Raw genomic sequence first — 23,222 nt, 5'->3', positions numbered from 1 at the left:
GAACACTTAAAGAACGGCTAGCCTGTTCGTGATTTGTTTCTGCGATGTCGTGTCGCGGTTGGTGTCGCGAGAGTGTGGGTCGTCGGATGTTGACGCGCAAGCAATTGGATCTGCTGCAGTTCATACAGCAGAGGATGCAGGAGAGCAGTGTTCCTCCCTCCTTCGACGAGATGAAGGACGCGCTCGACCTCAAGTCGAAATCCGGCATCCACCGTCTCATCACCGCCCTCGAAGAGCGGGGCTTCCTGCGGCGCCTGCCCAATCGCGCCCGGGCGATCGAGGTGATCCGGATGCCCGAGAGCCTCGGCGGCACCATGCCGGCCCGGTCCGAGGCACCGGTCGAGGCACGGCGTTTCACGCCGAGCGTGGTCGAGGGCGGCAAGGGTCGGGACCAGTCGGGACAGAGCCATGTGCCGGTCGCGCGGCCGACCATGGCCAAGCCGCCGATGGCGCGTGTCACCGACGAGGCGGGGCGGCCGGTGATGGTGCCGGTGATGGGGCGGATCGCTGCGGGAACACCGATCTCGGCGATCCAGGAGCAGAGCCACACCATCGCGATGTCGCCGGACTTCCTGTCGGGCGGCGAGCATTACGCCCTCGAAGTGCGCGGTGACTCGATGGTGGAGGCCGGCATCCTCGACGGCGACCTTGTGGTCATCCGCAAGCAGGAGACCGCCAACACCGGCGACATCATCGTCGCGCTGATCGACGACGAGGAAGCGACCCTGAAGCGCCTGCGCCGCCGCGGTTCGTCCATCGCCCTGGAGGCGGCCAACCCCGCCTACGAAACCCGGGTGCTCGGCCCCGACCGCGTTCGCATCCAGGGTCGCCTGGTCAGTCTCGTGCGGCGCTACTGAAGCCGCTCCGCCGGCGACGACGAAGGGGTGTCGGGTACCGTTTCGTCGTCGGTGGCTTCCGGTGCCGTCACCGGGTCCGGCGTGGGTGCCGGGCTTGGCGCCACCGTGGACGGGCGCCAGGGTTTGGTGACGCCGGGCGCACGCGCGGTCGTCAGTGTCGGTGCCCCGTCCGTCAGGCGGATCGCAGTGGCGCCGTGGTCCCGCAAAAAGCGTCTGTCGACGATGACGGCGGCGGCACAAGCAGTCGGCGCTTCGAGACGCGAGATCAGGATATCCGCCCGGACGCAGTCCTCGCGAAAGCCGCGGCGGTCCTTGAGCAGCGCGATGCGGCGGCCGTCCTGCGCCTCCATCGTGCAGCCGAGCCGGTCGCAGCGCGCCGGGGATGCGGCGATGACGTCCGTGGCCTGGCGCGAATCGCCTTCCGCCTTCAGCCATTGCTCCATGACGAAGGCCGGCGGTCGCCCGAGCGCGGCCAGGCGGCCCGACCGGTCGCGAACGGCGGCTCCCGCGCCCTCCCGGTCGACGTAGATGTCGTTGCGCATCGGGATCGCCGCCAGGGCGACCCCGATGGCGGCCGGCAGCAGTCCGAGCCAGCGCAGGCTTGAGACGGGCAGGGCGAGGACGATCAGGGCGGCGGCCAGACAGGCCAGGGCACCGGCTCCGAAGGAGGGCACCATGACGCTGGCGTGGCCGAAGCCGCTGATCCAGGCGGAGATCGCGAGCATGCCCTGCACGGCGAGCCCCATCAGCCACCACACCGGCTGGTCGAGGGCGAAGGGGTAGGCGAGGATCCCGAGCACCGCCGCGGGCATCACCGCCAGCGAGACCAGCGGCAGGGTCAGGGCGTTGCCGACGAGGCCGAACGGCTGCACCGCCTGGAAATGGTAGGTGGAGAAGGGTGCGGTGGCAATCTGCGCCACCAGGGTCGTCGCGAGGGTTCCGACGACCGCCGCGGCGACGGTGGCCATCGCGCGGGCGACGCGGCCGTCGGCCTCGCGGCGCAGGCCGCTTCCGTCGAGATATCCGGCGCAGGCGATGAGGCCTGCGACGGCTCCGAACGACATCTGGAAGCTCGGGCCGAGCAGCCCCTCCGGCTCGCGGGCGAGCGCGATCAGGGCCGCCAGCGCCAGGTTGCGCATGCTCAAAGCGGGGCGGTCGACCAGGATCGCGCCAAGCATCACCAGGGTCATGATCCAGGCGCGCTCGGCCGCGATGTCCCAGCCGGAGAAAACGCAATAGGCGGTGACGCCGACCATCGCGAAGGCGGCGGCGATCTTCTTGATCGGTGCCCGCAGGGCGAGGAAAGGCACCGCCGCCAGGATCGCGCGCACCAGCCAGAACACCACCCCGGCCGCCAGCACCATGTGGAGGCCCGAGATCGAGACCACGTGATAGATCCCGGCGTCCCGCAGCACGTCGTTGGTCTGCTGGTCGATGAGGCCGCGCTTGCCCGTGACCAGGGCGGCGGCGACCGCACCGGCCTGTCCGCCGATGGCGTCGGTGATCCGCCGGGTGAGGGCGTTGCGGGCGTCGTCCACCGCCGCGGCCGCCCGCAACCGGACCGGCACCGGCCCGGGGGGCGGCTTGACCTCGATCTTGCCGACGAGGGAGCCCACCGCGCCGAGGCCGCGGAAGAAGGCGTCGCGGCCGAAGTCGTACCCGCCCGGACGCGCCGCCTCGGGCGGCGGCAGCAGGCGTGCATTGGCGGCGATGAAATCGCCCGGCTTGAGGGGGCGGGGTGCCTTGTAGGAGGCGCGCACCCGGGTCGGCCGGGCCTCGGCGGCGAGGGTGCCGAAGCTCTCGACCCGGATGATCAGGCGCGCACCCTCCTCGCGCTCGTCGAGGGATTCGATGAACCCGGTGAGCGGCGCGATCGTGGTGCGGGCAAGGATCGGGCTCGCCACCGTGGCGACGCGCCAGGCCCCGGCCACGAAGCCGAGGAGCGCGGCCACGAGCCCGAGGAGGAGCGCCCGCAATACCGGCCGGGCGGCGCAGACGGGGACGAGGGCCGCGAGGAGGGCCGCCGATCCCAGGGGCGCCGCCAACACGGGCTCGCCGACGGTGGCGGAGAAATACACGAGGATGCCGGCGCCGAAGGCCACCGCGAGCCAGGGAAACAGCCGCCGCCGTTCGGCCTCCAGCGAAACGCCCGCGACGAACCAATGCCGCAATGCGGGGAGCCAGGCGGCGAGACGGCGGGGCGACAGGGCGGCGATCCGCCCGGCCGTCCGCGCCCCAGCCTCGCCCCGCGCCATGCCGACGGTCTCCCGATCTCGCCTTCGCCGGACCCCGCCGCCCCGGATGGCGTCCGCGGGCACGCCATGGCCCGGCCCGTTCCTTAACGTCCCCGCCCGCCCATGCTACAGGGCCGCAGCCCGGCGGGTCGACCCGCTCGATCCTCCTCTCCCCACACAAGTCAGACCGCCCGATGTCGTCAGCCGTCGTCACCCGTTTCGCGCCTTCGCCCACCGGCTACCTGCACATCGGCGGAGCCCGGACGGCGTTGTTCAACTGGCTCTACGCGCGCCGCTTCGGCGGTCGCATGCTGCTGCGGATCGAGGACACCGATCGCGAACGCTCGACGCAAGGGGCGATCGAGGCCATCCTCGACGGCCTGCATTGGCTCGGCCTCGATTGGGACGGCGACGTCGTCTACCAATACGCCCGCGCCGACCGGCACCGCGAGATGGCCGAGAGCCTGCTCGCCTCGGGCCACGCCTATCGCTGCTACGCCACGCCCGAGGAACTCACCGCCATGCGCGAGGCGGCCCGGGCGGAGGGGCGGCCGATGCGCTACGACGGGCGCTGGCGCGATCGCGATCCCTCCGAGGCGCCGGCCGGCGTCAAGCCGGTGATCCGCCTGCGCGCCCCTTCGGAGGGCGAGACCGTGGTGGAGGACGGCGTGCAGGGCCGCGTTGTCTGGCAGAACCGCGACCTCGACGACCTCGTCCTGCTGCGCTCGGACGGCAATCCCACCTACATGCTGGCGGTGGTGGTGGACGACCACGACATGGGCGTCACCCAGGTGATCCGCGGCGACGACCACCTGACCAATGCCGCCCGGCAGAGCCAGATCTATCAGGCGTTCGGCTGGCCGGTGCCGGCGATGGCGCATATCCCCCTCATCCACGGGGCCGACGGCGCCAAGCTCTCGAAGCGCCACGGCGCGCTCGGCGTCGATGCCTACCGCGACCTCGGCTACCTGCCCTCGGCCCTGCGCAACTACCTCGTGCGTCTCGGCTGGAGCCACGGCGACCAGGAGATCTTCTCGACGCAAGAGATGACGGAGGCGTTCGATCTCGGCGCGATCGGCCGCTCGCCGGCCCGGTTCGATTTCGCCAAGCTCGAAAACCTCAACGGCATCTACATCCGCGGCGCCGAGGATTCGGCGCTGGTGGAGGCGATCGACCGCATCCTGCCCGCCCTCGGGCCGTCGCGGGGCATCGCCTCGCCGATGCCGGCGCCGCTGAAGGCCGCGCTCACGGCGGCGATGCCCGGCCTCAAGGAGCGCGCCAAGACCCTCGTCGAGCTTCTCGACAGCGCCTACTACCTCACGGCCGCCCGCCCCCTCGTGCTCGACGACAAGGCCGCAGCCCTCCTCACCCCGGAGGCCAGGGCGCGCCTGGCCGCGGTCCTCCCGGTCCTCGAGGCCGTCGCGGAGTGGACCGCCGCCGCGACCGAGGCGGTGGTGCGCCAGTTCGCCGAGGCGAACGGGCTCAAGCTCGGGCAGGTCGCACAGCCGTTGCGGGCGGCGCTCACCGGCCGAACGACCTCGCCGCCGCTGTTCGACGTCATGGCCGTGCTCGGGCGCGAGGACAGCCTCGGCCGCCTGCGCGACCGGATCTAGGCCGCCTGACCCGTCACGGTTGCGGCCCGGATTTCGCTTGATGCGACGGGGGATCGACGGTCGCGAGTTGAAGGCCGGGGGCCGATCCGCTAACCCGGTTACGGTGTTCGCAACTGCAGCATAAGGGTGCAGGCGGAACCTGGATGCCGGTGGTCGCTTCGTCGTCAGGCGGGCCGGCTTCACACCATCAAGCCTCGGTCCGCCCGCTGCCAGGAAAGGGTCCACGTCTCCATGAGCGCATCCAGCACGATTACCGTGGGCGACAACCAGATCGAGCTTCCGATCAAGACCGGGACCATCGGTCCCGACGTCATCGACATCGGCAAGCTCCACGCCAAGACCGGCGTCTTCACCTTCGATCCCGGCTTCACGTCGACGGCGTCGTGCGAATCCAAGATCACCTACATCGACGGCGACGCGGGCATCCTGCTCTACCGCGGCTATCCCATCGAGCAGATCGCCGAGCAGGGCGACTTCCTCGAGACCTGCTACCTGATGCTGTTCGGCGAATTGCCGACCCCGGCCCAGAAGGCCGATTTCGACTACCGGGTCACGCGCCACACCATGGTGCACGACCAGATGAACCGCTTCTTCCAGGGCTTCCGCCGCGATGCCCACCCGATGGCGATCATGGTCGCCTCGGTCGGCGCGCTCTCGGCGTTCTATCACGACTCCACCGACATCTCAGACGACAAGCAGCGCATGATCGCGTCCCTGCGCATGATCGCCAAGATGCCGACGCTCGCGGCGATGGCCTATAAATACTCCATCGGCCAGCCGTTCGTGTATCCGAAGAACGATCTCGACTATACGTCGAACTTCCTGCGGATGTGCTTTGCGGTTCCGTGCGAGGATTTCGTCGTCAACCCGATCTTCGCGCGCGCCCTCGACCGGATCTTCGTACTGCACGCCGACCATGAGCAGAACGCCTCGACCTCGACGGTGCGGCTCGCCGGTTCCTCGGGTGCCAATCCGTTCGCCTGTATCGCTGCCGGCATCGCCTGCCTGTGGGGGCCCGCACACGGCGGCGCCAACGAGGCCGCGCTGAAGATGCTCGAGGAGATCGGCACGCCCGACAACGTCGCCAAATACGTCGCCAAGGCCAAGGACAAGAACGACCCCTTCCGCCTGATGGGCTTCGGCCACCGCGTCTACAAGAACTACGATCCGCGCGCGCGCATCATGCAGAAGACCACCCACGAGGTGCTCGGCCAGCTCGGCATCAAGGACGACCCGCTCCTCGAAGTCGCGGTGCAACTCGAACAGATCGCCCTCAAGGACGAGTACTTCATCGAGAAGAAGCTCTACCCGAACATCGATTTCTACTCGGGCATCACCCTGAAGGCGATGGGCTTCCCGACCTCGATGTTCACCGTGCTGTTCGCACTCGCCCGGACCGTGGGCTGGATCGCGCAATGGGCCGAGATGATCGAGGACCCCTCCCAGAAGATCGGCCGGCCGCGCCAGCTCTACATCGGCCCGGACAAGCGCGAATACGTCCCCATCGACCAGCGCGGCTGAAGCGGGGCTGCCACGTCCCGCCGGCGCCGGACCCGCGAACCGGCGCCGATCAGGCCTTGGGCGACACCGCCGCTCCGGGTCTCACGGGCCGTGCCCGGTGCGGCAGGCTCAAGCAGTCCGCATACGACGCCTGCGCCACCGCCACGAAGGGGCCGTTGCGGTAGTAGAGGTCGTAGTGGCCGTAGGTGATGGCCTCGCCCGACGAGACCAGCACGCGGCCGCCGGCGCTCGTCAGGACATGGTCCCCGGCGGCGGTGTCCCATTCCATGGTCGGGCCGCAGCGGACGTAGATGTCGGCCTCGCCCGACGCGATCAGGCAGAATTTCAGGGCGGAAGCGGCCTGGAGCCGCCGACCGACCGGGAGGCTCGCCAGACACGCCTCCGTCTCGATATCGCCGTGGCGGCGACTGACGAGGGCGACGAGCCCGTCGTCGGGTTGCCGCCTGACCCCGACCGCCGAGGGTGCGCCGGGGCGGCCGCAGACGATCGGCGCCTCGAAGGCCTCGACCCCGGCGCCCCAGACCCGGCCGAGCCCCGGAGCGGCCAGGGCCGCGGCCACCGGCCGGTCGCCTTGGACGAGGCCGATGTTGACCGTGTACTCGCGGTTGCCGGCGAGGAAATCGCTGGTGCCGTCCAGGGGATCGACGAGGAAGAACAGGTCGGCGGGGGGGCGGTCGTGGCTGCTCTCTTCGGCGACCACCGGGATGCCCGGCCAATGACGGGCGAGGGCGGCGACGATCAGCGCCTCGGACTCAATGTCGGCCGAACTCGCGGGCGACCCGTCCGGCTTGATCACGTGCGGGCAGTCGCCACCGTGGTAGGCGCGCAGGATTTCGCCGGCTTCGCAGGCGATCTCGGTGAGGGTGGTCGCGATGCGCGCGCGATCCTGCGCCAGAAGGGTCATCCTCCAGACATGGTATGCGACGGCCCTCTTGTCGAGCCGGGCCGGGTCGGCCGTCCTGCCGCTTTTCAAAGCATCGGAGCGCGGTTATCGGTGCGTTAAGACAGTCCCGCACACATCCATCGTCCTATCGCAGCCCGACCTCTGCGCGGAGAGCGCCATGACCGCCGTCACCCTCGATGCCCTCGACCTCTCGGCGCTGCTGTGCTCGCGCATCTGCCACGACGTCATCAGCCCGGTCGGTGCGATCGTGAACGGCCTCGAGGTGCTGGAGGACGAGAGCGACGCCTCCATGCGCGAGTTCGCCCTCGACCTGATCCGCAAGAGCGCGCGCCAGGCCTCAGCCCGGCTGCAGTTCACCCGCATCGCCTTCGGGGCGGCCGGCTCGGCCGGGGCCTCGATCGACCTGGCCGACGCCGAGAAGGTGTCGCGCGGCATGTTCGGCGACGAGAAGACCCAGCTCACCTGGAGCGCGCCGCAGGCCCTCTACCCGAAGAACAAGGTCAAGCTGCTCCTCAACCTCGTGGTCATCGCCACAAGCGCGATTCCGCGCGGCGGGGTGATCGACGTGCAGGTGACGGGCGACGGCGAGGCGCCGACCCTGGTGCTGCGCGCCAAGGGCTCGCACGCCCGTATCCCGCCACACGTGGAATCGCTGATCGCCGGCGCGCCCGAGCACGGCGTCGATGCCCACGGCATCCTCGCCTATTACGCCGGCCTGGTGGCTAGGGCGGCGGCGATGGACGTGCGCTTCTCCATCGACGGCGACACCGTCACCATTCGCTCCGAGCCGAGCGCGACGGCCGCGGAGGAAGCTCCCATCGTCGGCGTCCCCCTCGACCTCGGACCGCCGGACACCGCCCTGGCCTGAGCCCATCGCGGGGTCCGTCAGAGGCGGGCGAGATCTCGTCCCGGTGACGGCGCCACCGTCATCCCGGCGGTTTCACGTGAAACAATTCCTACCAGGCGTGCCCGGCCGGCAGCGGCGGCAGGCCGAGGTGGCGGGCGACGGTGGCGCCGATATCGGCCAGGGTCTCGCGTCGCCCGATCGGGCCGGGGGGCACGTCCGGGCCGAAGGCCAGGATCGGGACCTGCTCGCGGGTGTGCTCTGTGCCCGCCCAGGTCGGGTCGTTGCCGTGGTCGGCGGTGACGATGCACAGGTCGCCGGCGCCCAGCACGTCCAGGATCTCGGGGACCCGCGCATCGAAGGCCTCTAGTGCCGCGGCATAGCCCGGCACGTCGCGCCGGTGGCCGTAGTCGGTGTCGAAATCGACGAGGTTGAGGAAGACGAGGCCGCCCTCGGTCAGGGCGTCGAAGGCGTCCAGTGCCGCGTCGAGACCGGCCTCGTTGCCGGCGGTCTTGACCTCGCGGCCGGTGCCGCGATGGGCGAAGATGTCGCCGATCTTGCCGATGCTGACCACGCCGCGCCCGGCTGCGGTGAGACGGTCGAGGAGAGTCTCCTCGGGGGGCGGCGTCGCGTAGTCCTTGCGGTTGGCCGTGCGGCGGAAGCCGGCCTCCGGCGTGCCGGTGAAGGGCCGGGCGATGACCCGCCCGATCCGGTAGGGGTCGCAGAGGTCGCGGGCCAGGCGGCAGAGACCGTGCAGCCGCTCCAGTCCGAAACTCTCCTCGTGGGCGGCGATCTGGAAGACGCTGTCGGCGGAGGTGTAGCAGATCGGCCGGCCGGTGCGGACGTGTTCGGCCCCGAAGCTGTCGATGGCCGCGATCCCCGAGGCATGGCAGTCGCCGAGGATGCCCGGCAGCCGGCCGGCGGCGACGAGGGCGCGGGTCAACTCGGGCGGGAAGGCCGGTCTCGCGTCCGGGAAGTAGCCCCAAGGCTTCTGCATCGGCAGGCCGGCGATCTCCCAATGGCCCGAGGGGGTGTCCTTGCCGGCGGCGATCTCGACGGCATGGCCGTAGGCGCCGGTAATGGGGCCTTCCGGCGCCAGCCCCGGCGGGATCGCCCCGGTGGCGCCCTGAGCGGCGAGGCCGAGGCCGAGCGAGGCCAGGTGCGGCAGGCGCAAAGGGCCCGTGCGCAGGCCCGGCCGGTCGCCCCGTCCGCCCGCGCAGGCCTCGGCGATATGGCCCAGCGTGTCGGAACCGGCGTCGCCGTAGGCGGCGGCGTCGGGTGCGCCGCCGATGCCGACGGAATCGAGGACGATGAGGAAGGCGCGGGCCATGACGGTCTCGTCCTGTCAGGCCGGAACCGGGTCGTCGACGGTCTCTGTCTCGAGGTCGAAGGCGGCGGCGAACAGGGCCCGGGTGTAGGCGGTCTGCGGATCGGCGAAGATCGCCTCGGCGCTCCCCTCCTCGACCACGCGCCCGTTCTGCATGACGAGGACGTAGTTGGCGAGCGCGCGGACCACCTTGAGGTCGTGGCTGATGAACAGGTAGGCGAGCTTGCGCTCGCGCTGGAGGTCGCGCAGCAGCGTGACGATCTGCGCCTGCACCGAGCGGTCGAGGGCGGAGGTCGGCTCGTCGAGCACGACGAAGCGGGGCTTGAGCACGATCGCCCGAGCGATGGCGATGCGCTGGCGCTGGCCGCCGGAGAATTCGTGCGGGTACCGGTCCATGGTCGCCGGATCGAGCCCGACCTCGGTCAGCGCCTGGGCGACGATGGCGGTGCGCTCGGTCCGCGAGCGCGCCTGCCCCTGCACCACCAGCCCCTCGCTGATGATGTCGGCCACGGTCATGCGCGGCGACAGCGAGCCGTAGGGGTCCTGGAAGACCACCTGCATGTCCTTGCGCAGGGGCCGCATCGCGGACACGCTCAGATCCTCGATCGCTCGACCGAGGAAGACGATCGGCCCCTCGCTGGCGGTGAGCCGCAGCAGCGCCAGGCCGAGCGTGGTCTTGCCCGAGCCCGATTCCCCCACCACGCCCACCGTCTCGCCCTCGCGCACGGCGATGGAGACGCCGTCAACGGCCCTGACGTATCCGGTGGTCCGCCGCAGCAGGCCCTGGCGGATCGGAAACCACACCTTCATCGGCCCGGCCGCCAGGACGACGGGCGCAGCCGTGGGCACCGGGTTGGCCCGGCCCGTCGGCTCGGAGGCGATCAGGCGGCGGGTGTAGGCGTGCTGCGGGTCCGCGAAGATGCCGGCCACCGGGCCGGCCTCGACGATGCGCCCGGCCAGCATGACGCAGACGTCGTCGGCGATGCGTTTCACGATGCCCAGGTCGTGGGTGATGAACAGCATCGCCATGCCGAGCCGCTTCTGGAGGTCGGCGAGCAGGGTGAGGATCTGGGCCTGGACCGTGACGTCGAGGGCGGTCGTCGGCTCGTCGGCCACCAGGAGGTCGGGCTCGCAGGCGAGCGCCATGGCGATCATCACACGCTGGCGCTGGCCGCCCGACAGTTCGTGCGGATAGGCCCCGAGCCGGCTCTCCGCATCGCGCAGGCCCACGAGGGCGAGGAGGTCGAGGATGCGCGCCCGCGCCGCCTTGCCGGAGAGACCGCGATGCACCTCCAGCACCTCGCCGATCTGGCGCTGGATGGTGTGGAGCGGGTTCAGCGAGGTCATCGGCTCCTGGAACACCATCGTGATGTCGGCGCCGCGGACCTTGCGCAGGTCGCGCTCGGGCAGGGTCAGGAGGTCGCGGCCCTTGAACAGGATGCGCCCCGAGGGGTGGACCGCGCTGCCGTCGAGCAGCCGCAGGATCGACAGCGCCGTGACCGACTTGCCCGACCCCGATTCCCCCACCAGCGCCAGGGTCTCGCCGGCGCGGATCGTGAAACCGATCCGGTCGACCGCCAGGGTCTCGCGCTCGCGCGAGCGGAAGGCGACCGACAGGTCCTGGACGGAAAGCAGGGGGTCGGTCATCGGCACCGGCGGTGGAGGGAACGGGAAGGCGAGGGCTTATAGCGCGCCCGCGCTCGCTCCGCGATGCGTGCCCTCGCGATTGATCGCCACCCCGATCGCGCTACAACGCGGCGTGATCAGACCCTTCGCCCTCCCCAGCGCACCCGCCGCGGTGTTGGCCGCCCTCGTCCTGGGATTCGGGTCGAGCCAGGGCGCCCGTGCCGAGGCCGGCGGCGAGACCGTGGAACAGGCGCTGTGCCGGCTGATCGAGGGTGCGGCCCGGAGCCATGCCCTGCCGGTCCCGTTCCTCACCCGGCTGATCTGGCGGGAGAGCAGCTTTCGCGTCACCGCGGTCAGCCCCGTCGGCGCGCAGGGGGTGGCGCAGTTCATGCCGGGCACGGCGCGCGAGCGCGGCCTGACCGATCCGTTCGACCCGGAACAGGCGATCCCGCACGCGGCCCATCTCCTGGCCGACCTGAACCGGCGGTTCGGCAACCTCGGCCTGGCGGCGGCGGCCTACAACGGCGGGCCGGGGCGGGTCTCGGCCTGGCTCGCCGGCACCGGCGGCCTGCCGGCCGAGACCCGCGGCTACGTGCTGGCGATCACCGGCGCCCCCGCCGAGGATTGGCGCGGCGCGGCCGCGTCGACGCCGGCAGACCCCTCCGAGGCGAAGGACGCGACCGCTCCGAATGCCGGCACCGTGACACCAGGCAAGACCGTGACACCGGACAAGACCTGCCTGCAGGTCACCGCCGACCTGCGCATCGCCCGGCGCGGCGACCGCTTCGCCCTGGGCGGCACCGAAGGCCCGGCCGCCCCCTGGGGCATCCAGCTCGCCGGCAATTTTTCCAAATCCCTGGCCCTGGCGAGTTTCTCGCGGGCGCGGTCCCGCTACGCCGGGGTGATCGGCGAGGTCCGCCCGATGATCATCGGCACCCGCCTGCGCAACCGCGGCACCCGCGCCTTCTACCGCATCCGCATCCCCGCCGAGAGCCGGGCCGCGGCCGATGCCCTTTGCACCCGGATCAGAGGCGTGGGCGGCGCCTGCCTCGTCCTGCGGACGTGACCGGTCCGAGAAAACGTATGGACCTCTCGCCACGCCATCGAGACTCCCGCTCGAAACCATGGCGCTCTTTTCGCCCAGCCGCTCGGGTCAAGCCCGCGCTCCGGGCGCGAGGCGGGCATCGCCCGGGATCCGGCGTGCCGCAGGCGGACATTCGACGAGACCGCCTGCGTTTGCGCCTGTGGCTCACTCTGTGTAAACGCAGGCGTTCATAATCATGACCTACGGGCGAGCCACAATGGGACTGTCACTATCGACGTCGCATCGAACCTTCTTGGCGGCATGGTTCGGCTGTCTAGCCATCGTATCCACATCGCGGGCGGAAGCCACGGATTATGGAATCAACTTTAGTTTCTTGAACGTCGTGGCTGAAAACGTCGCTCTCTGCTCGACCAGCAAAAATGCGACCATCAAGGACGCCGCGTTTCTGCCGAAGTACGACCAGCCTGAAATCCGCGCGCAAGTTCAAGCTCAGCTCGAAACGATGCGCAAATCCGGGTTTTCGACGGTGAGAACGATCGTTTTCTTCGGACCACAAGCGAAGTTCCAAAAGAACTGGTTCGATGTCGTCAACGGCGCCGCCGCCGGGGCCGCGATCGCGAATTACGCCACGGATGTGAAGCGCGCCGGCTTCAAGAGCCTGACGATTGCACTCGGTCCGCAGGGCACGATCCATCCCGCCTGTCGTCGAACGGCGTGGGGGGATTGTTACGACCAGTCCCTGTTGCCGACCGTCGTCAAGTTCGTCGAGGACTCGCAACGCCAGATCAAAATCGACGACACGTTCTAGGTCAATTTCGACCTCTTCAACGAGGGCTGCACGCCGGCCGATTTCTCGCCTGAACTCAAAGACGTGTACGCGAATTTCACCGCCAGCCTCGTCAAGCAGGCTCGTCCCGACATACCCTCGACCGTGTCTTGCCCCGTCAATCGTTTCACGAAGAGTGTGAAAAGCATCGACAGCGTCTTTTCCGCAGGCGGCAAGAAGCCGGCATTCTACGATGTCCACATCTACGATCGCGGCAAACCGTTCGACGCGGCGACGCTCGACAGCATCGCGGCGGAAGTCAAGCAACGTCGCGCCCAACTCGTCGTGGGCGAATTGAGCTTCGGAAGCCGGCAGTTCACCGACATGATGGTGGGTGAATTCTCGAAGGCAGGCGTGGCTCCGTCCAGTCTGGTCTTCTGGCCGCTCCGCGGTGGTGCCTAGATCTGCCAAGTCGACGTGGCGCCTCCGTATGCTCTGAAGGACGCGATGGGGAAGCAAGACCAGCCGCACTGATCGTCAAGACAAGACCGGCATGGAGCAGGCACGAAATGCAAACACCGATTTCAAATCCGTATACGCTCGATGTCACGTTTCGGTCGTTCGGTGAATGGCAGACCTGGCTCGCCGAAAACAAGTTCGCCGGTGATGCCTCGCACGCCAGAGCGATCGGCCAGCGGGTCTTGGCGAACGGTTTCGTCGAGCCGTTGACCAACAGGAAGGTGCTGTCACACGAAATCGAGGGCAGCATCGAAAACTTGAGGGAAAACCTTGTCTTCGACGGGGTCAACTCGAGACAACGCGCGGTGATGTATTGCCTCGACGAGCAGCTTCGCACGCGCTCGATCATGGTGAAGATCTACTCACCGGAAGCCGTGACGAAACTCGCGCTGCGTCTCAGAGGACGCTATCCGATGTTCTACGGGTCGGAGTTCACGACGAACGAGCAGACCCGCAAGACGATGTTTCCGATACCGCAGGAAGACCTCACCGGCCTGTCGTTCCCGTCGGCGACGTTCGACTTCGTCATGACCAACGAAGTGCTGGAACACGTCCCCAGCCTGGATGAGGCGCTCGGCGAAATGGCGCGCGTGCTCGTCCCCGGGGGCATGCACATCGGCACCCACCCGTTCCTCTTCATGCGGGAGGAGGGTGAACGCAAGGCAAAGCTGCTGGCCGACGGCGAGATCGAGCACATCACCAAGCCGGAGTATCACGGCGACCCGTTCAATTCTGGCGGCTCGCTCGTCTTCGAACTGCCCGGGTGGGATATTTTGGAGCGCGTCAAGAAAGCCGGCTTCAAGGACGCGTATTTCCGCTTCATGGCCTCCGAGCAATACGCCTATCTATCGGACAACACCGGAATTTTTGTTTTGTACTGCGTCAATTGACCGGCGCATGTTTCCGGCTTCGTCCTTTCCTCGATAGAAACGTTGAGATGTTCGGCATGGGGGTGGTCAATGGGTAGTCCGATTTTCATCGTTTCCTACAACAGACCTCAATATCTGAGGCAGACACTCAAGGGTTTGCGAGCGTCCGTCGACCTTTCGTCCGATCCGGGACGGGATGTGTGGTTGTTTCAGGATGCGGCCTACAGCAGCTACTACGATGTCGTTAAGACCGACCCCAAGTTGATCGACGAGTGCGTGGAAATCTTTCACCGCATCTTTCCGCAGGGAAAGATGCGTCGTTCATCGAGCAATCTCGGTATCGCGCTGAACATCGATGCCGCGGAGCAATGCGCCTTCGTGGAGCACGACAACGAGGCGGCGATCTTCTTCGAGGACGACCTCGTTCCAAGCCCACGATACATCGAGATCCTCGATCGCCTCATCGAGCAGGCGCTCGGCGACGAGCGCATCGGCATGGTCTCCGCCTACGGATCCAATGTCGTCGTGACGGTGGAGGCGCAGGAGCGGTCGAAAACCGCCCTGGGCAGAATGCACCACAACTGGGGGTTTGGCCTGACGCGACGGCATTGGAGGGAGCGAAACGAACTCGTGCGTCCCTATATCGATGCCATCAGTCTCGTCGATTACTCGGATCGCCCGTATCTTCCGATCTACAAGTTGTGGCTTTCGCGCGGTTACGGACCGCTGCCGTCGAATCAAGATCTTTTCAAGAATGTCGCCACGAACGAGCTCGGTCGGGTTCGAATTTCGACGGCAACCGTCAACGCGAAATATATCGGCGAAGAGGGTGAGCACTATACACCAGATCTCTATAACTCGATAGGCTTCGATAAAACCGAAATATTCGACTATAAAAACGATACTGTCGAACTCGATCACCTTTCTGCCGAAAAGTATGAAAAGTTTCTCGAGATCGACCGCAATGCGCTGACCTCTCGCAAAATGCCGCCTCTGACCTTGATCCAGAGTGGGCTTCATCTCGATTTGGATTGGGCCAAGCTGCCCTGTGCCGAAAAAAGCGGTGTCAAAGTCTTTTTTCCCGTCGGGGCAATGCCTGGCATGTGGATGAAGTCGAAGGTCAGTATTCCGTTTGAAGGCAAAGGCATCACCCGAATCGAGATCGTGGCCGACATTCCCAAAGGGGAGATCTCGAGTTTCAATCAGGTCTCGACCTCGTTCCCAGGCGGTATGACGATCCCGCACGACCTCACGATCAACGAAGCTCAAACGATGATCACGATCACGATGACGGTACCCGAGCCTCCGTCAGAACGGTTCGCCGTCGACATCACGACCCTGCCGACGTTGTCTCCGTTCATGAAGGGCACGGGTGCCGACCGCCGTCAGTTGGTCTGGAAATTGAGGACGATGACGGTCGAGGCCGGGTCCGGCACGGCCACGTTCGCGAACAAGGACCTGGCCGACTTGTTGAGTGAAACCGAGGCGGCGATCGGTTGATCCATCCGTGTCGATCGGCGAGGAGTGTCGCATCGTGACAGCAGGTTCCGCCGATCCGAAATCCCAAACCGTGGGGAATGCAACTGTGGAAAACGACGCTCACGCCGGTACCGTTCAAGAGAAGATCGTGACGTCGCTGTTTTCGATTTTCATGGGGCGTGCCCCCGGCCCAAACGAGATGACTGCGATCACACGGCTGATCGTCGATCTCGATTCTCTCCCCGCCGTCCTCGAGCGTTTCGCGAACACCGACGAGTTCAAGAATCGCAAGTCGCCTGCCGCGCAGCAGAAAAGTACCGTGCCCATCTTCGCTCCGGCCGGGCACTTCTATTCGCCGGTCGTCGACCCGACGACGTTGACGTCGACGATCACCCCGTCACGCCAGCGTCGCGAGCCTGAAACGCTCGTCGGGCTCGATCTCGACATCGCCAAGATGACGCAATTCTGGCGGGACGACCTTCTGCCGTATGCCAAAGACATTCCGTTCGCCGACGAACCGGACGGTCACCATCGCTATCACTACAAGAACCCGGCGTTCTCCTACGGCGATGGGACGGTTCTCTACGCGCTCCTTCGGCGCTTCAAGCCGAAACGGGTCATCGAGGTCGGATCCGGCTATTCCTCGGCCTGCTTGCTCGACGCCTCCTCGGGACCGGGTGGGTTTCCGTGCGAGATCACGTTCATCGAGCCGCATCCGACCCTTCTCAAATCGTTGATCCGCGAGGACGATATCCAGCGCGTGACCATTCTCGAACAGGGGATCCAGTCAGTCCCGCTCAGCTGTTTCGAGACTCTCGAAGAGGGTGATTTTCTCTTCATCGACAGCACGCACGTCTTGAAGACCGGTTCCGATGTCGCGTTCGAATTGGCAGAGGTGCTTCCTCTGATCAAGCCGGGCGTCTTCATCCATTTTCACGACATCTTCTACCCGTTCGAATACAGCCACAGCTGGGCGGTTGCCGAGAATCGGTCGTGGAATGAGATCTATGGTCTGCGCGCGTTTCTGGCCTTCAACAAAGAATTCGAAGTCGTCTTCTTCAACGATATGTTTCTTCAGCTTCGCGTCGACGTCATCAAGGCGGATTGCCCGAGCTTCCTGAAGAACTCCGGCGGCTCGATCTGGCTGCGCCGCCGCGGCGTGTCGGATGGGACGAGGTGATGGGGACCAAGGAGTTCCGGCTCTCGGGCCCCATCGCGGAGGACCTGGGCGGCGGCGGCGAGCGGTTCGTGCCGCGAGGTAGCGTCGACGACACGGCGTTGGAACATCTGCACCGCTACCTCGCCTGCAGCGACCTGGTGCGGGGGAAGCGGGTTCTCGACGTGGCGTGCGGCGAGGGCTACGGCACCGCCCTGCTGGCCCAATCCGGCGCCTCCGAGATCTTTGGGGTCGATGTCTCTCCCCAGGTCGTCGACCATGCCGTCCGGACCCACGGTCAATGGGCGACGTTCTCGGTGGGCGATGCGCTGAACCTGCCGGTCGGCGACGGCAGTGTCGACGTGGTCGTCTCGTTCGAGACGATCGAGCATCTCCGCGACCAGCGGCTTTTCGTCAGCGAGGTCGATCGCGTCCTGGCGCGGGACGGGATCTTCATTTGCTCCACGCCGAACCGGGACGTGTATTCCTACGCCAGAGGCGGTGTACCCAACCCGTTTCATATCGAGGAAATGAACCTCGATCAGTTTCGAGCGATGCTGGCGAAGCATTTTCCGACGATCGCGTTCTTCGGCCAGGAGATCATCTACGGGTCCGCGATCTGGAGTTTGGAAGACGGCGCCTCCTCCGAGGCCGTCTCGTTTCTCTCCAACCCCTCTCTGTCGCGCGTCCGCAAGCAGGCCGGGCGTCCGCCGACCTATCACATCGCAGTCGCGGCGAAATCCGCTGAGAGGGCGGTCATCCCGCCGTCGACCCTGAGCGTCGACGTCTTGACGAATCCCGTCTCCGCTCTGCTCGGCGGCATCGCCGAGAGGGACAGTGAAATCCTGCGCCTGCGGACCGAACTCGCCAGACGCCCGCCCGCGCCGATGGGCGATGGCGTGTCGCCATAGGGTTCGGGTCGGCCGATCGAGGATGGCCGGGCACCGTGGGAGCCCCCTCCCGGTGCGACCGACACCGGTCGACCGGACGACGGCGATTGCTTGGGTCGCGCGGCGGGTTTGATTTGTCGCGGCGCCGGGCGGATGCTAGCAGCGGGCGATGACCACTCGACCACCCTCACGCGGCGGCGCCGGGCGCAAAGGTGCCGGCGGCAAGGATGCCAGCGGCAAGGATGCCAGCGGCAGGGGCGCGGGCCCCGGCCGTGCCGCCAAGCCGTTCCGCCCGGGCAAGCCCGGACGTTCCGAGGCGTTCCGACGTCCCGACCGCGAGCGCACGGGCCCGCGCACCAGCGCCCTCGATGCCGCACAGCGCGCCGCCCAGGTCCGGGGCGACGAATCGGCCAAGCGTGCGCCTTGGCGTCCCGGCGATGCGCCCGATCCCGGCCCCGAGGCGGAGGCGCGCCCCGTCCGGGCGCCCCGCACCCGTGCGCCTCGCGCCGAGGCGACCGAGATCACCGACGCTCCGCGGCCGCGCCGTGCCGCTGCCACGGCGCAGGAGCCCGCCCCTGAGGGGCCGACCCGGCGCGAGCAGCGCGCCGCCGCCTCCGCCACCCTCGCCTCGGGGGTGCAGACCCTCGTGGTGGAGGAGGACGAGGCCGAGATGCGGATCGACCGCTTCCTCACCACGCGGTTCCCGCAGCTGCCCTTCACCCGCGTCCAGAGCATCGTGCGCAAGGGCGAACTGCGGGTCGACGGCAAGCGCGCCAAGCCCAACGACCGCCTCGCGCCGGGCATGAGCGTGCGCGTCCCGCCGCTCAAGCTCGATCCGGTGGCGGACCGCCCGCGCAGCCTCGCGCGGGACGCGAACGACGCCGACTTCATCCGCTCGCTGATCCTCTACGAGGATGCGGAGATGATGATCCTGAACAAGCCCTTCGGCCTCGCGGTCCAGGGCGGTTCGGGCACCGTGCGCCACGTCGACGGCCTGCTCGAGGCCCTGACCGGCAAGGACGGCCAGAAGCCGCGCCTCGTCCACCGCCTCGACAAGGATACCGCCGGCTGCCTCATCGTCGCCAAGACGCGGCTGGCCGCGGCGACGCTGGCCAAGAGCTTCCGCTCCCGCTCGGCCCGCAAGGTCTATTGGGCGCTCACCGCCGGCGTGCCGCGCGTCCACCAGGGCCGGATCTCGACCTACCTGGCCAAGGAGGAGCCGACCGACGCCGACGCGCGCATGCGGGTCGCCAGCCACGGCGACGAAGGGGCGGCCCATGCACTGACCTATTACGCCATGGTCGACAACGCCGCCCAGAAGCTCTCCTGGCTGTCCCTGAAGCCGGTGACCGGCCGGACCCACCAGTTGCGCGCGCATGCGGCGCACATCGGCCACCCCATCGTCGGCGACCCGAAGTACTTCAGCATCGAGAACTGGGAATTGCCCGGCGGCATCCAGAACCGGCTGCACCTGCTCGCCCGCCGCATCGTGATCCCGCATCCGCGCACGGGAAAGCCGGTGGACGTGACCGCGCCCCTGCCGCCGCACATGGCGCAGAGCTGGAACCTGCTCGGGTTCGATGCGTCGCGCTACGACCCCATCGTCGAGGCACCCGAAGCCTGACCGGCGGGCCCGATGCCGCAGGGTGCCGGGAACATGCTTGGCAATCGCCGTGCATACCGTATCCTCGCGGCCGGCGGGTCGCAGACGTGGTCCCGCTTCGGCGGCCCTGTGGCGGAGTACCGATGCATCGACCGACGATCCCCCCCCGCGCGCGCCTCACGGGTGCGGCCCTTGCCGGCGGCATGCTGGTCGGTGCGCTGATGTTCGGGCAGGCCTCGGCGCAGACCCCGCCCGCCCAGCCTCCCGCCGTGACGCCGCCCGCGACCGTGCAGCGACCGGCCCAAGCCGCGCCGCCGGCGGCCGCGACGGCGCCCGTCCAGCGGCCCCTCCCCGGCGCGCGGCCGGAAAAGCGGCGGCGCAACTCCTACGCCAGCTGCAACCGGCAATCGCACAACCGCGGCCTGCGCGGCGGCGCCCGGCGGCGCTTCCTGGTGCGGTGCAAGCTCGGCTACGAGCGGCCGAGGGCCAATCCCGCCTCGCCGGCCGCACCGGCCCGGCAGCCGTGATGCGCGTCGCGGTCGATCGGCCCGACGCACCGTGAGGCTCGTGGTCTTCGATGTCGATGGAACCCTCGTCGACAGCCAGCATCTCATCGTTGCGGCTCAAGGCGTGGCCTTCGCCGAGCACGGGCTCGCGTGCCCCGAGCGGCGCGAGGCGCTCTCGGTGGTCGGCCTGTCGCTGCCGCAGGCGTTCCGCCGTCTCGTGGGCGAGGATGGGCCGATCGAGGGGTTGTCGGAGAGCTACAAGCGCGCCTTCAACGCGCTGCGGCTCGACCCGGACTACGAGGAGCCGCTGTTTCCCGGCATGGGCGACCTTCTCGCCAAGCTGCATGCGCGCAACGACCTGCGCCTGGGCATCGCCACCGGCAAGTCGCGCCGCGGCGTCGAGCATCTCATCGCCGCCAACGGCTGGGAGGGCTGGTTCGCCACCACCCAGACCGCCGACGACGCCCCCTCCAAACCCGACCCGGCCATGTTGCGCCAGGCGATGGACGAAGCCGGGGCGGTGCCTTCGGCCACGATGATGATCGGCGACACCACCTACGACATGGCGATGGCGGTGAGCGCCGGCGCCGCCGCGATCGGCGTCGCCTGGGGCTATCACAGCCCCGGCGCGTTGTTCGGGGCGGGCGCGGTGACGGTGGTGGACCATGCCGGAGCCCTCGCCGACCTGTTCAGCGGCCCCCTGCCGCCCGCCTGAGGCACCTCGTCCTCCGTCGAAAATCCGGTTCCCCCAGATCTGGTCCTTCATGAACGACGACACCCTGTCCGACTGGCTCGGCGAGCCCGATCCGTCCGCCGCCCGCGATCCGCTGAAGGCGGTGCGCGAAGGGGGGCGTCCGGCCCTGCCCAAGCGCTTCTACGAACAGGCCGGATTCGCCGATGCCGGGGGCGGCTTTCGCCTCACCCTCGATGGGCGCTCCGCCAACACGCCCGCCAAGAACCCGCTGACGTTGCCGACACGCGCCCTGGCCGAAGCGGTGGCGGCGGAATGGCAGACGCAGGTCGCGGTGATCGACCCCGCACGGATGCCCCTTACCCGTCTCGCCAACACCGCCATCGACGGGGTCGCCCCCCGCCGCGAGGCGGTGGTGGCGGATCTGGCGTCTTATGCCGTGACCGACCTCGTCGCCTACCGGGCCGGCGAGCCCGAGCGCCTCGTGGCGATGCAGGCCGCCGCCTGGGACCCGGTGCTCGACTGGGCATACGAGGCGCTCGGCGCCCGCTTCATCCTGAGCGAGGGCGTGCGCCACGTCGACCAGCCCGAGCGGTCGATCCGCATTCTGGAGGAGGCGATCGCGGCGACCGAAGGACCGTTCCGACTCGCCGCCCTCCACAACATGACGACCCTCACCGGTTCGCTCCTGATCGCGCTCGCCGTCCTGCGCGGCCGCCTGAGCCCGGAGGAGGCGTGGGAGGCCGCCCATGTGGACGAGACCTACCAGGCGGCGGTCTGGGGGCCGGATGAGGAGGCGCAGGCTCGGATGACGATGCGCAAGGCGGAGTTCGAGGCGGCCGCCCTGACCGCGCAATACGCCGGCTGAGGGAGCCCGCAGCCCGTTTTCCACCGGAGCGACCCGTGCTAAGGCCGACCCAGGACCTTACCGCCAAGCCTGTACCGGCAAAGCCTGTACCGGCGCGAGTGAGGTCGTGACCGTTCCAGTGCTCGAGGCCAGACCACCATGAAGGACATTCTCGACCGGCTCGAGGAGCGGCGCGCCGAGGCACGCCTCGGCGGCGGCGAAAACCGCGTCGCGGCCCAGCACAAGCGCGGCAAGCTGACGGCGCGCGAGCGCATCGAACTCCTGCTCGACCACGGGTCGTTCGAGGAATTCGACATGTTCGTGCAGCACCGCTCCACCGATTTCGGGATGGAGAAGCAGAAGATCCCCGGCGACGGCGTCGTCACCGGCTGGGGCACCGTCAACGGCCGCACCGTCTTCCTGTTCTCGAAGGACTTCACGGTGTTCGGCGGCTCCCTATCCGAGACGCACGCGGCCAAGATCATCAAGGTCCAGGACATGGCGCTGAAGATGCGCGCCCCGATCATCGGCATCTTCGATGCCGGCGGCGCGCGCATCCAGGAAGGTGTGGCGGCGCTGGGCGGCTACGGCGAGGTGTTCAAGCGCAACGTCGCGGCCTCGGGCGTGATCCCGCAGATCTCGGTGATCATGGGGCCGTGCGCGGGCGGCGACGTCTATTCGCCGGCCATGACCGACTTCATCTTCATGGTGCGCGACACCAGCTACATGTTCGTGACCGGCCCCGACGTGGTGAAGACCGTCACCAACGAGGTCGTCACGGCGGAGGAGCTCGGCGGCGCCAAGGTCCATACGACGAAGTCGTCCATCGCCGACGGTTCGTTCGAGAACGACGTCGAGGCGATCCTGCAGATCCGCCGCCTCCTCGATTTCCTGCCGGCCAACAACGTCGACGGCGTGCCGGAGATCGAGAGCTTCGACGACCCCTTGCGCCTCGACAAGGGCCTCGACACCCTGATTCCCGACAACCCCAACACCCCCTACGACATGGGCGAGCTGATCCGGCGCGTCGCCGACGAGGGCGACTTCTTCGAGATCCAGGCGACCTACGCCCGCAACATCATCACCGGCTTCGGCCGCATCGAGGGCCGCACCGTCGGCTTCGTGGCCAACCAGCCGATGGTGCTGGCGGGCGTGCTCGATTCGGACGCATCGCGAAAAGCCGCCCGCTTCGTGCGCTTCTGCGACGCCTTCTCGATCCCGATCGTGACTTTCGTGGACGTGCCGGGCTTCCTGCCGGGCACCGCCCAGGAATACGGCGGCCTGATCAAGCACGGCGCCAAGCTGTTGTTCGCCTACAGCCAGGCCACCGTGCCGCTCGTCACCATCATCACCCGCAAGGCCTTCGGGGGCGCCTACGACGTGATGGCCTCCAAGCACGTCGGCGCCGACCTCAACTACGCCTGGCCGACCGCGCAGATTGCGGTGATGGGCGCCAAGGGCGCCGTCGAGATCATCTTCCGCAGCGAAATCGGCGACAGCGACAAGATCGCGGCACGCACCTCCGAATACGAGGATCGTTTCCTGTCGCCGTTCGTGGCGGCCGAGCGCGGCTACATCGACGAGGTGATCATGCCCCATTCGACCCGCAAGCGCATTGCCCGGGCGCTGGGCATGCTGCGCACCAAGGCGATGGAGCAGCCCTGGAAGAAGCACGACAACATCCCGCTCTGATGCCAGAGCCGGTGCGCCGGCGTTTCGCGGCATCGCTTTTCCATGCCGAGGAATCGCCGCGGCATGTCATGATCGCGCCCTCGAACCACCGGAGGACACCGTCATGGCGCAGGAAAACAAGCGCGGCAGCCGCGAGGCCAAGAAGCCCAAGAAGGTCGTGACCAAGACGAACGCCGCAGCGCCCTCCACCAAGGACATGGTCAGCTCGGCGGTGAAGGCGGCCAAGAAGTAGG

Annotated in this window: 21 protein-coding genes; 17 read left to right on the top strand and 4 right to left on the bottom strand. The window is 68.1% G+C overall.

The window, feature by feature from the left end:
- The first annotated feature begins 86 nt into the window (after positions 1-86).
- Positions 87-857 carry a transcriptional repressor LexA gene (lexA, locus tag ASG59_RS06950; RefSeq protein ID WP_056407711.1) on the top strand — a complete coding sequence of 257 codons (771 nt, stop codon included), beginning with the start codon at positions 87-89 and terminating at the stop codon, positions 855-857.
- On the opposite strand, the gene ASG59_RS06945 is transcribed toward lexA, so the two are convergent.
- Positions 851-3,112, bottom strand: a complete 2,262-nt coding sequence (locus tag ASG59_RS06945) for a ComEC/Rec2 family competence protein (RefSeq protein WP_056407710.1) — start codon at positions 3,110-3,112, stop codon at positions 851-853. The two genes, lexA and ASG59_RS06945, sit on opposite strands and share 7 nt — an antisense overlap.
- 173 nt (positions 3,113-3,285) lie before the next feature.
- Here ASG59_RS06945 and gltX point away from each other — a divergent pair, with 173 nt between their 5' ends.
- Both gltX and gltA read left to right on the top strand, forming a co-directional pair.
- Entirely contained in the window at positions 3,286-4,704 is a 1,419-nt protein-coding gene (gltX, locus tag ASG59_RS06940; RefSeq protein ID WP_056407707.1) for a glutamate--tRNA ligase, read from the top strand.
- A 231-nt stretch (positions 4,705-4,935) separates the two neighbouring features.
- The gene (gltA, locus tag ASG59_RS06935; protein ID WP_055885585.1) at positions 4,936-6,225 is read left to right on the top strand and encodes a citrate synthase; all 1,290 of its coding nucleotides are present in this window, start codon (positions 4,936-4,938) and stop codon (positions 6,223-6,225) included.
- A 49-nt stretch (positions 6,226-6,274) separates the two neighbouring features.
- Here the strand turns inward: gltA and ASG59_RS06930 are convergent, their stop codons facing one another.
- The gene (locus tag ASG59_RS06930) at positions 6,275-7,129 is read right to left on the bottom strand and encodes a 3'(2'),5'-bisphosphate nucleotidase CysQ (protein ID WP_056407706.1); all 855 of its coding nucleotides are present in this window, start codon (positions 7,127-7,129) and stop codon (positions 6,275-6,277) included.
- A gap of 157 nt (positions 7,130-7,286) precedes the next feature.
- Between ASG59_RS06930 and ASG59_RS06925 the strand changes: the two genes are divergently transcribed.
- A complete protein-coding gene (locus tag ASG59_RS06925; protein ID WP_056407704.1) occupies positions 7,287-7,997 on the top strand; it encodes a histidine phosphotransferase family protein in 711 nt (236 codons plus the stop codon).
- Positions 7,998-8,085: 88 nt separating this feature from the next.
- Here ASG59_RS06925 and ASG59_RS06920 read toward each other — a convergent pair whose 3' ends face one another.
- Positions 8,086-9,303 carry a phosphopentomutase gene (locus ASG59_RS06920; protein WP_056407702.1) on the bottom strand — a complete coding sequence of 406 codons (1,218 nt, stop codon included), beginning with the start codon at positions 9,301-9,303 and terminating at the stop codon, positions 8,086-8,088.
- A gap of 15 nt (positions 9,304-9,318) precedes the next feature.
- The gene (locus ASG59_RS06915) at positions 9,319-10,947 is read right to left on the bottom strand and encodes an ABC transporter ATP-binding protein (protein WP_055885575.1); all 1,629 of its coding nucleotides are present in this window, start codon (positions 10,945-10,947) and stop codon (positions 9,319-9,321) included.
- 154 nt (positions 10,948-11,101) lie between these two features.
- Between ASG59_RS06915 and ASG59_RS06910 the strand changes: the two genes are divergently transcribed.
- From ASG59_RS06910 to ASG59_RS21395, 13 genes are all read left to right on the top strand, one after another.
- The gene (locus ASG59_RS06910) at positions 11,102-11,992 is read left to right on the top strand and encodes a transglycosylase SLT domain-containing protein (protein ID WP_244475667.1); all 891 of its coding nucleotides are present in this window, start codon (positions 11,102-11,104) and stop codon (positions 11,990-11,992) included.
- 214 nt (positions 11,993-12,206) lie between these two features.
- Entirely contained in the window at positions 12,207-12,779 is a 573-nt protein-coding gene (locus tag ASG59_RS20345; protein WP_156399144.1) for a hypothetical protein, read from the top strand.
- A gap of 63 nt (positions 12,780-12,842) precedes the next feature.
- Complete coding sequence (locus ASG59_RS06900) at positions 12,843-13,199, top strand: hypothetical protein (protein ID WP_156399143.1); 357 nt, start codon at positions 12,843-12,845, stop codon at positions 13,197-13,199.
- A 107-nt stretch (positions 13,200-13,306) separates the two neighbouring features.
- Positions 13,307-14,146: a class I SAM-dependent methyltransferase gene (locus tag ASG59_RS06895; protein WP_056407696.1), complete on the top strand. Its 840-nt coding sequence runs from the start codon at positions 13,307-13,309 to the stop codon at positions 14,144-14,146.
- A gap of 183 nt (positions 14,147-14,329) precedes the next feature.
- The gene (locus ASG59_RS06890; protein WP_347379675.1) at positions 14,330-15,625 is read left to right on the top strand and encodes a hypothetical protein; all 1,296 of its coding nucleotides are present in this window, start codon (positions 14,330-14,332) and stop codon (positions 15,623-15,625) included.
- Between the two features lie 34 nt (positions 15,626-15,659).
- Positions 15,660-16,784 (top strand): class I SAM-dependent methyltransferase, encoded by a 1,125-nt coding sequence (locus ASG59_RS06885; protein ID WP_156399141.1) that lies wholly within the window; start codon positions 15,660-15,662, stop codon positions 16,782-16,784.
- Positions 16,784-17,671 carry a class I SAM-dependent methyltransferase gene (locus tag ASG59_RS06880; protein WP_056407690.1) on the top strand — a complete coding sequence of 296 codons (888 nt, stop codon included), beginning with the start codon at positions 16,784-16,786 and terminating at the stop codon, positions 17,669-17,671. The genes ASG59_RS06885 and ASG59_RS06880 overlap by 1 nt, the downstream gene beginning before the upstream one ends.
- 148 nt (positions 17,672-17,819) lie before the next feature.
- Positions 17,820-19,274: an RluA family pseudouridine synthase gene (locus tag ASG59_RS06875; RefSeq protein ID WP_056407687.1), complete on the top strand. Its 1,455-nt coding sequence runs from the start codon at positions 17,820-17,822 to the stop codon at positions 19,272-19,274.
- A gap of 122 nt (positions 19,275-19,396) precedes the next feature.
- Positions 19,397-19,780, top strand: a complete 384-nt coding sequence (locus ASG59_RS06870) for a hypothetical protein (RefSeq protein WP_055885543.1) — start codon at positions 19,397-19,399, stop codon at positions 19,778-19,780.
- Between the two features lie 31 nt (positions 19,781-19,811).
- Positions 19,812-20,474 carry an HAD-IA family hydrolase gene (locus ASG59_RS06865; RefSeq protein WP_056407685.1) on the top strand — a complete coding sequence of 221 codons (663 nt, stop codon included), beginning with the start codon at positions 19,812-19,814 and terminating at the stop codon, positions 20,472-20,474.
- 49 nt (positions 20,475-20,523) lie between these two features.
- Entirely contained in the window at positions 20,524-21,318 is a 795-nt protein-coding gene (locus ASG59_RS06860; RefSeq protein ID WP_056407683.1) for an ATP12 family protein, read from the top strand.
- Between the two features lie 138 nt (positions 21,319-21,456).
- Positions 21,457-22,989 carry an acyl-CoA carboxylase subunit beta gene (locus tag ASG59_RS06855; protein ID WP_055885534.1) on the top strand — a complete coding sequence of 511 codons (1,533 nt, stop codon included), beginning with the start codon at positions 21,457-21,459 and terminating at the stop codon, positions 22,987-22,989.
- Positions 22,990-23,092: 103 nt separating this feature from the next.
- A complete protein-coding gene (locus ASG59_RS21395) occupies positions 23,093-23,221 on the top strand; it encodes a hypothetical protein (protein ID WP_274533829.1) in 129 nt (42 codons plus the stop codon).
- The last annotated feature ends 1 nt before the right edge of the window (position 23,222 follow it).

Source organism: Methylobacterium sp. Leaf466 (assembly GCF_001425565.1).
Classification (GTDB): domain Bacteria; phylum Pseudomonadota; class Alphaproteobacteria; order Rhizobiales; family Beijerinckiaceae; genus Methylobacterium.
This window is presented reverse-complemented; position numbering and strand designations above follow the sequence as displayed.

What these genes read in the sequence shown, in the direction of transcription:
- ASG59_RS06945 (WP_056407710.1), bottom strand. Translation starts at nt 3,112, where the DNA reads ATGGCGCGGGGCGAGGCTGGGGCGCGGACGGCCGGGCGGATCGCCGCC.
- ASG59_RS06925 (WP_056407704.1), top strand. Translation starts at nt 7,287, where the DNA reads ATGACCGCCGTCACCCTCGATGCCCTCGACCTCTCGGCGCTGCTGTGC.
- ASG59_RS06880 (WP_056407690.1), top strand. Translation starts at nt 16,784, where the DNA reads ATGGGGACCAAGGAGTTCCGGCTCTCGGGCCCCATCGCGGAGGACCTG.
- ASG59_RS06895 (WP_056407696.1), top strand. Translation starts at nt 13,307, where the DNA reads ATGCAAACACCGATTTCAAATCCGTATACGCTCGATGTCACGTTTCGG.
- ASG59_RS21395 (WP_274533829.1), top strand. Translation starts at nt 23,093, where the DNA reads ATGGCGCAGGAAAACAAGCGCGGCAGCCGCGAGGCCAAGAAGCCCAAG.
- ASG59_RS06875 (WP_056407687.1), top strand. Translation starts at nt 17,820, where the DNA reads ATGACCACTCGACCACCCTCACGCGGCGGCGCCGGGCGCAAAGGTGCC.
- ASG59_RS06855 (WP_055885534.1), top strand. Translation starts at nt 21,457, where the DNA reads ATGAAGGACATTCTCGACCGGCTCGAGGAGCGGCGCGCCGAGGCACGC.
- ASG59_RS20345 (WP_156399144.1), top strand. Translation starts at nt 12,207, where the DNA reads ATGACCTACGGGCGAGCCACAATGGGACTGTCACTATCGACGTCGCAT.
- gltA (WP_055885585.1), top strand. Translation starts at nt 4,936, where the DNA reads ATGAGCGCATCCAGCACGATTACCGTGGGCGACAACCAGATCGAGCTT.
- ASG59_RS06860 (WP_056407683.1), top strand. Translation starts at nt 20,524, where the DNA reads ATGAACGACGACACCCTGTCCGACTGGCTCGGCGAGCCCGATCCGTCC.
- ASG59_RS06930 (WP_056407706.1), bottom strand. Translation starts at nt 7,129, where the DNA reads ATGACCCTTCTGGCGCAGGATCGCGCGCGCATCGCGACCACCCTCACC.
- ASG59_RS06920 (WP_056407702.1), bottom strand. Translation starts at nt 9,303, where the DNA reads ATGGCCCGCGCCTTCCTCATCGTCCTCGATTCCGTCGGCATCGGCGGC.
- ASG59_RS06870 (WP_055885543.1), top strand. Translation starts at nt 19,397, where the DNA reads ATGCATCGACCGACGATCCCCCCCCGCGCGCGCCTCACGGGTGCGGCC.
- gltX (WP_056407707.1), top strand. Translation starts at nt 3,286, where the DNA reads ATGTCGTCAGCCGTCGTCACCCGTTTCGCGCCTTCGCCCACCGGCTAC.
- lexA (WP_056407711.1), top strand. Translation starts at nt 87, where the DNA reads ATGTTGACGCGCAAGCAATTGGATCTGCTGCAGTTCATACAGCAGAGG.
- ASG59_RS06915 (WP_055885575.1), bottom strand. Translation starts at nt 10,947, where the DNA reads ATGACCGACCCCCTGCTTTCCGTCCAGGACCTGTCGGTCGCCTTCCGC.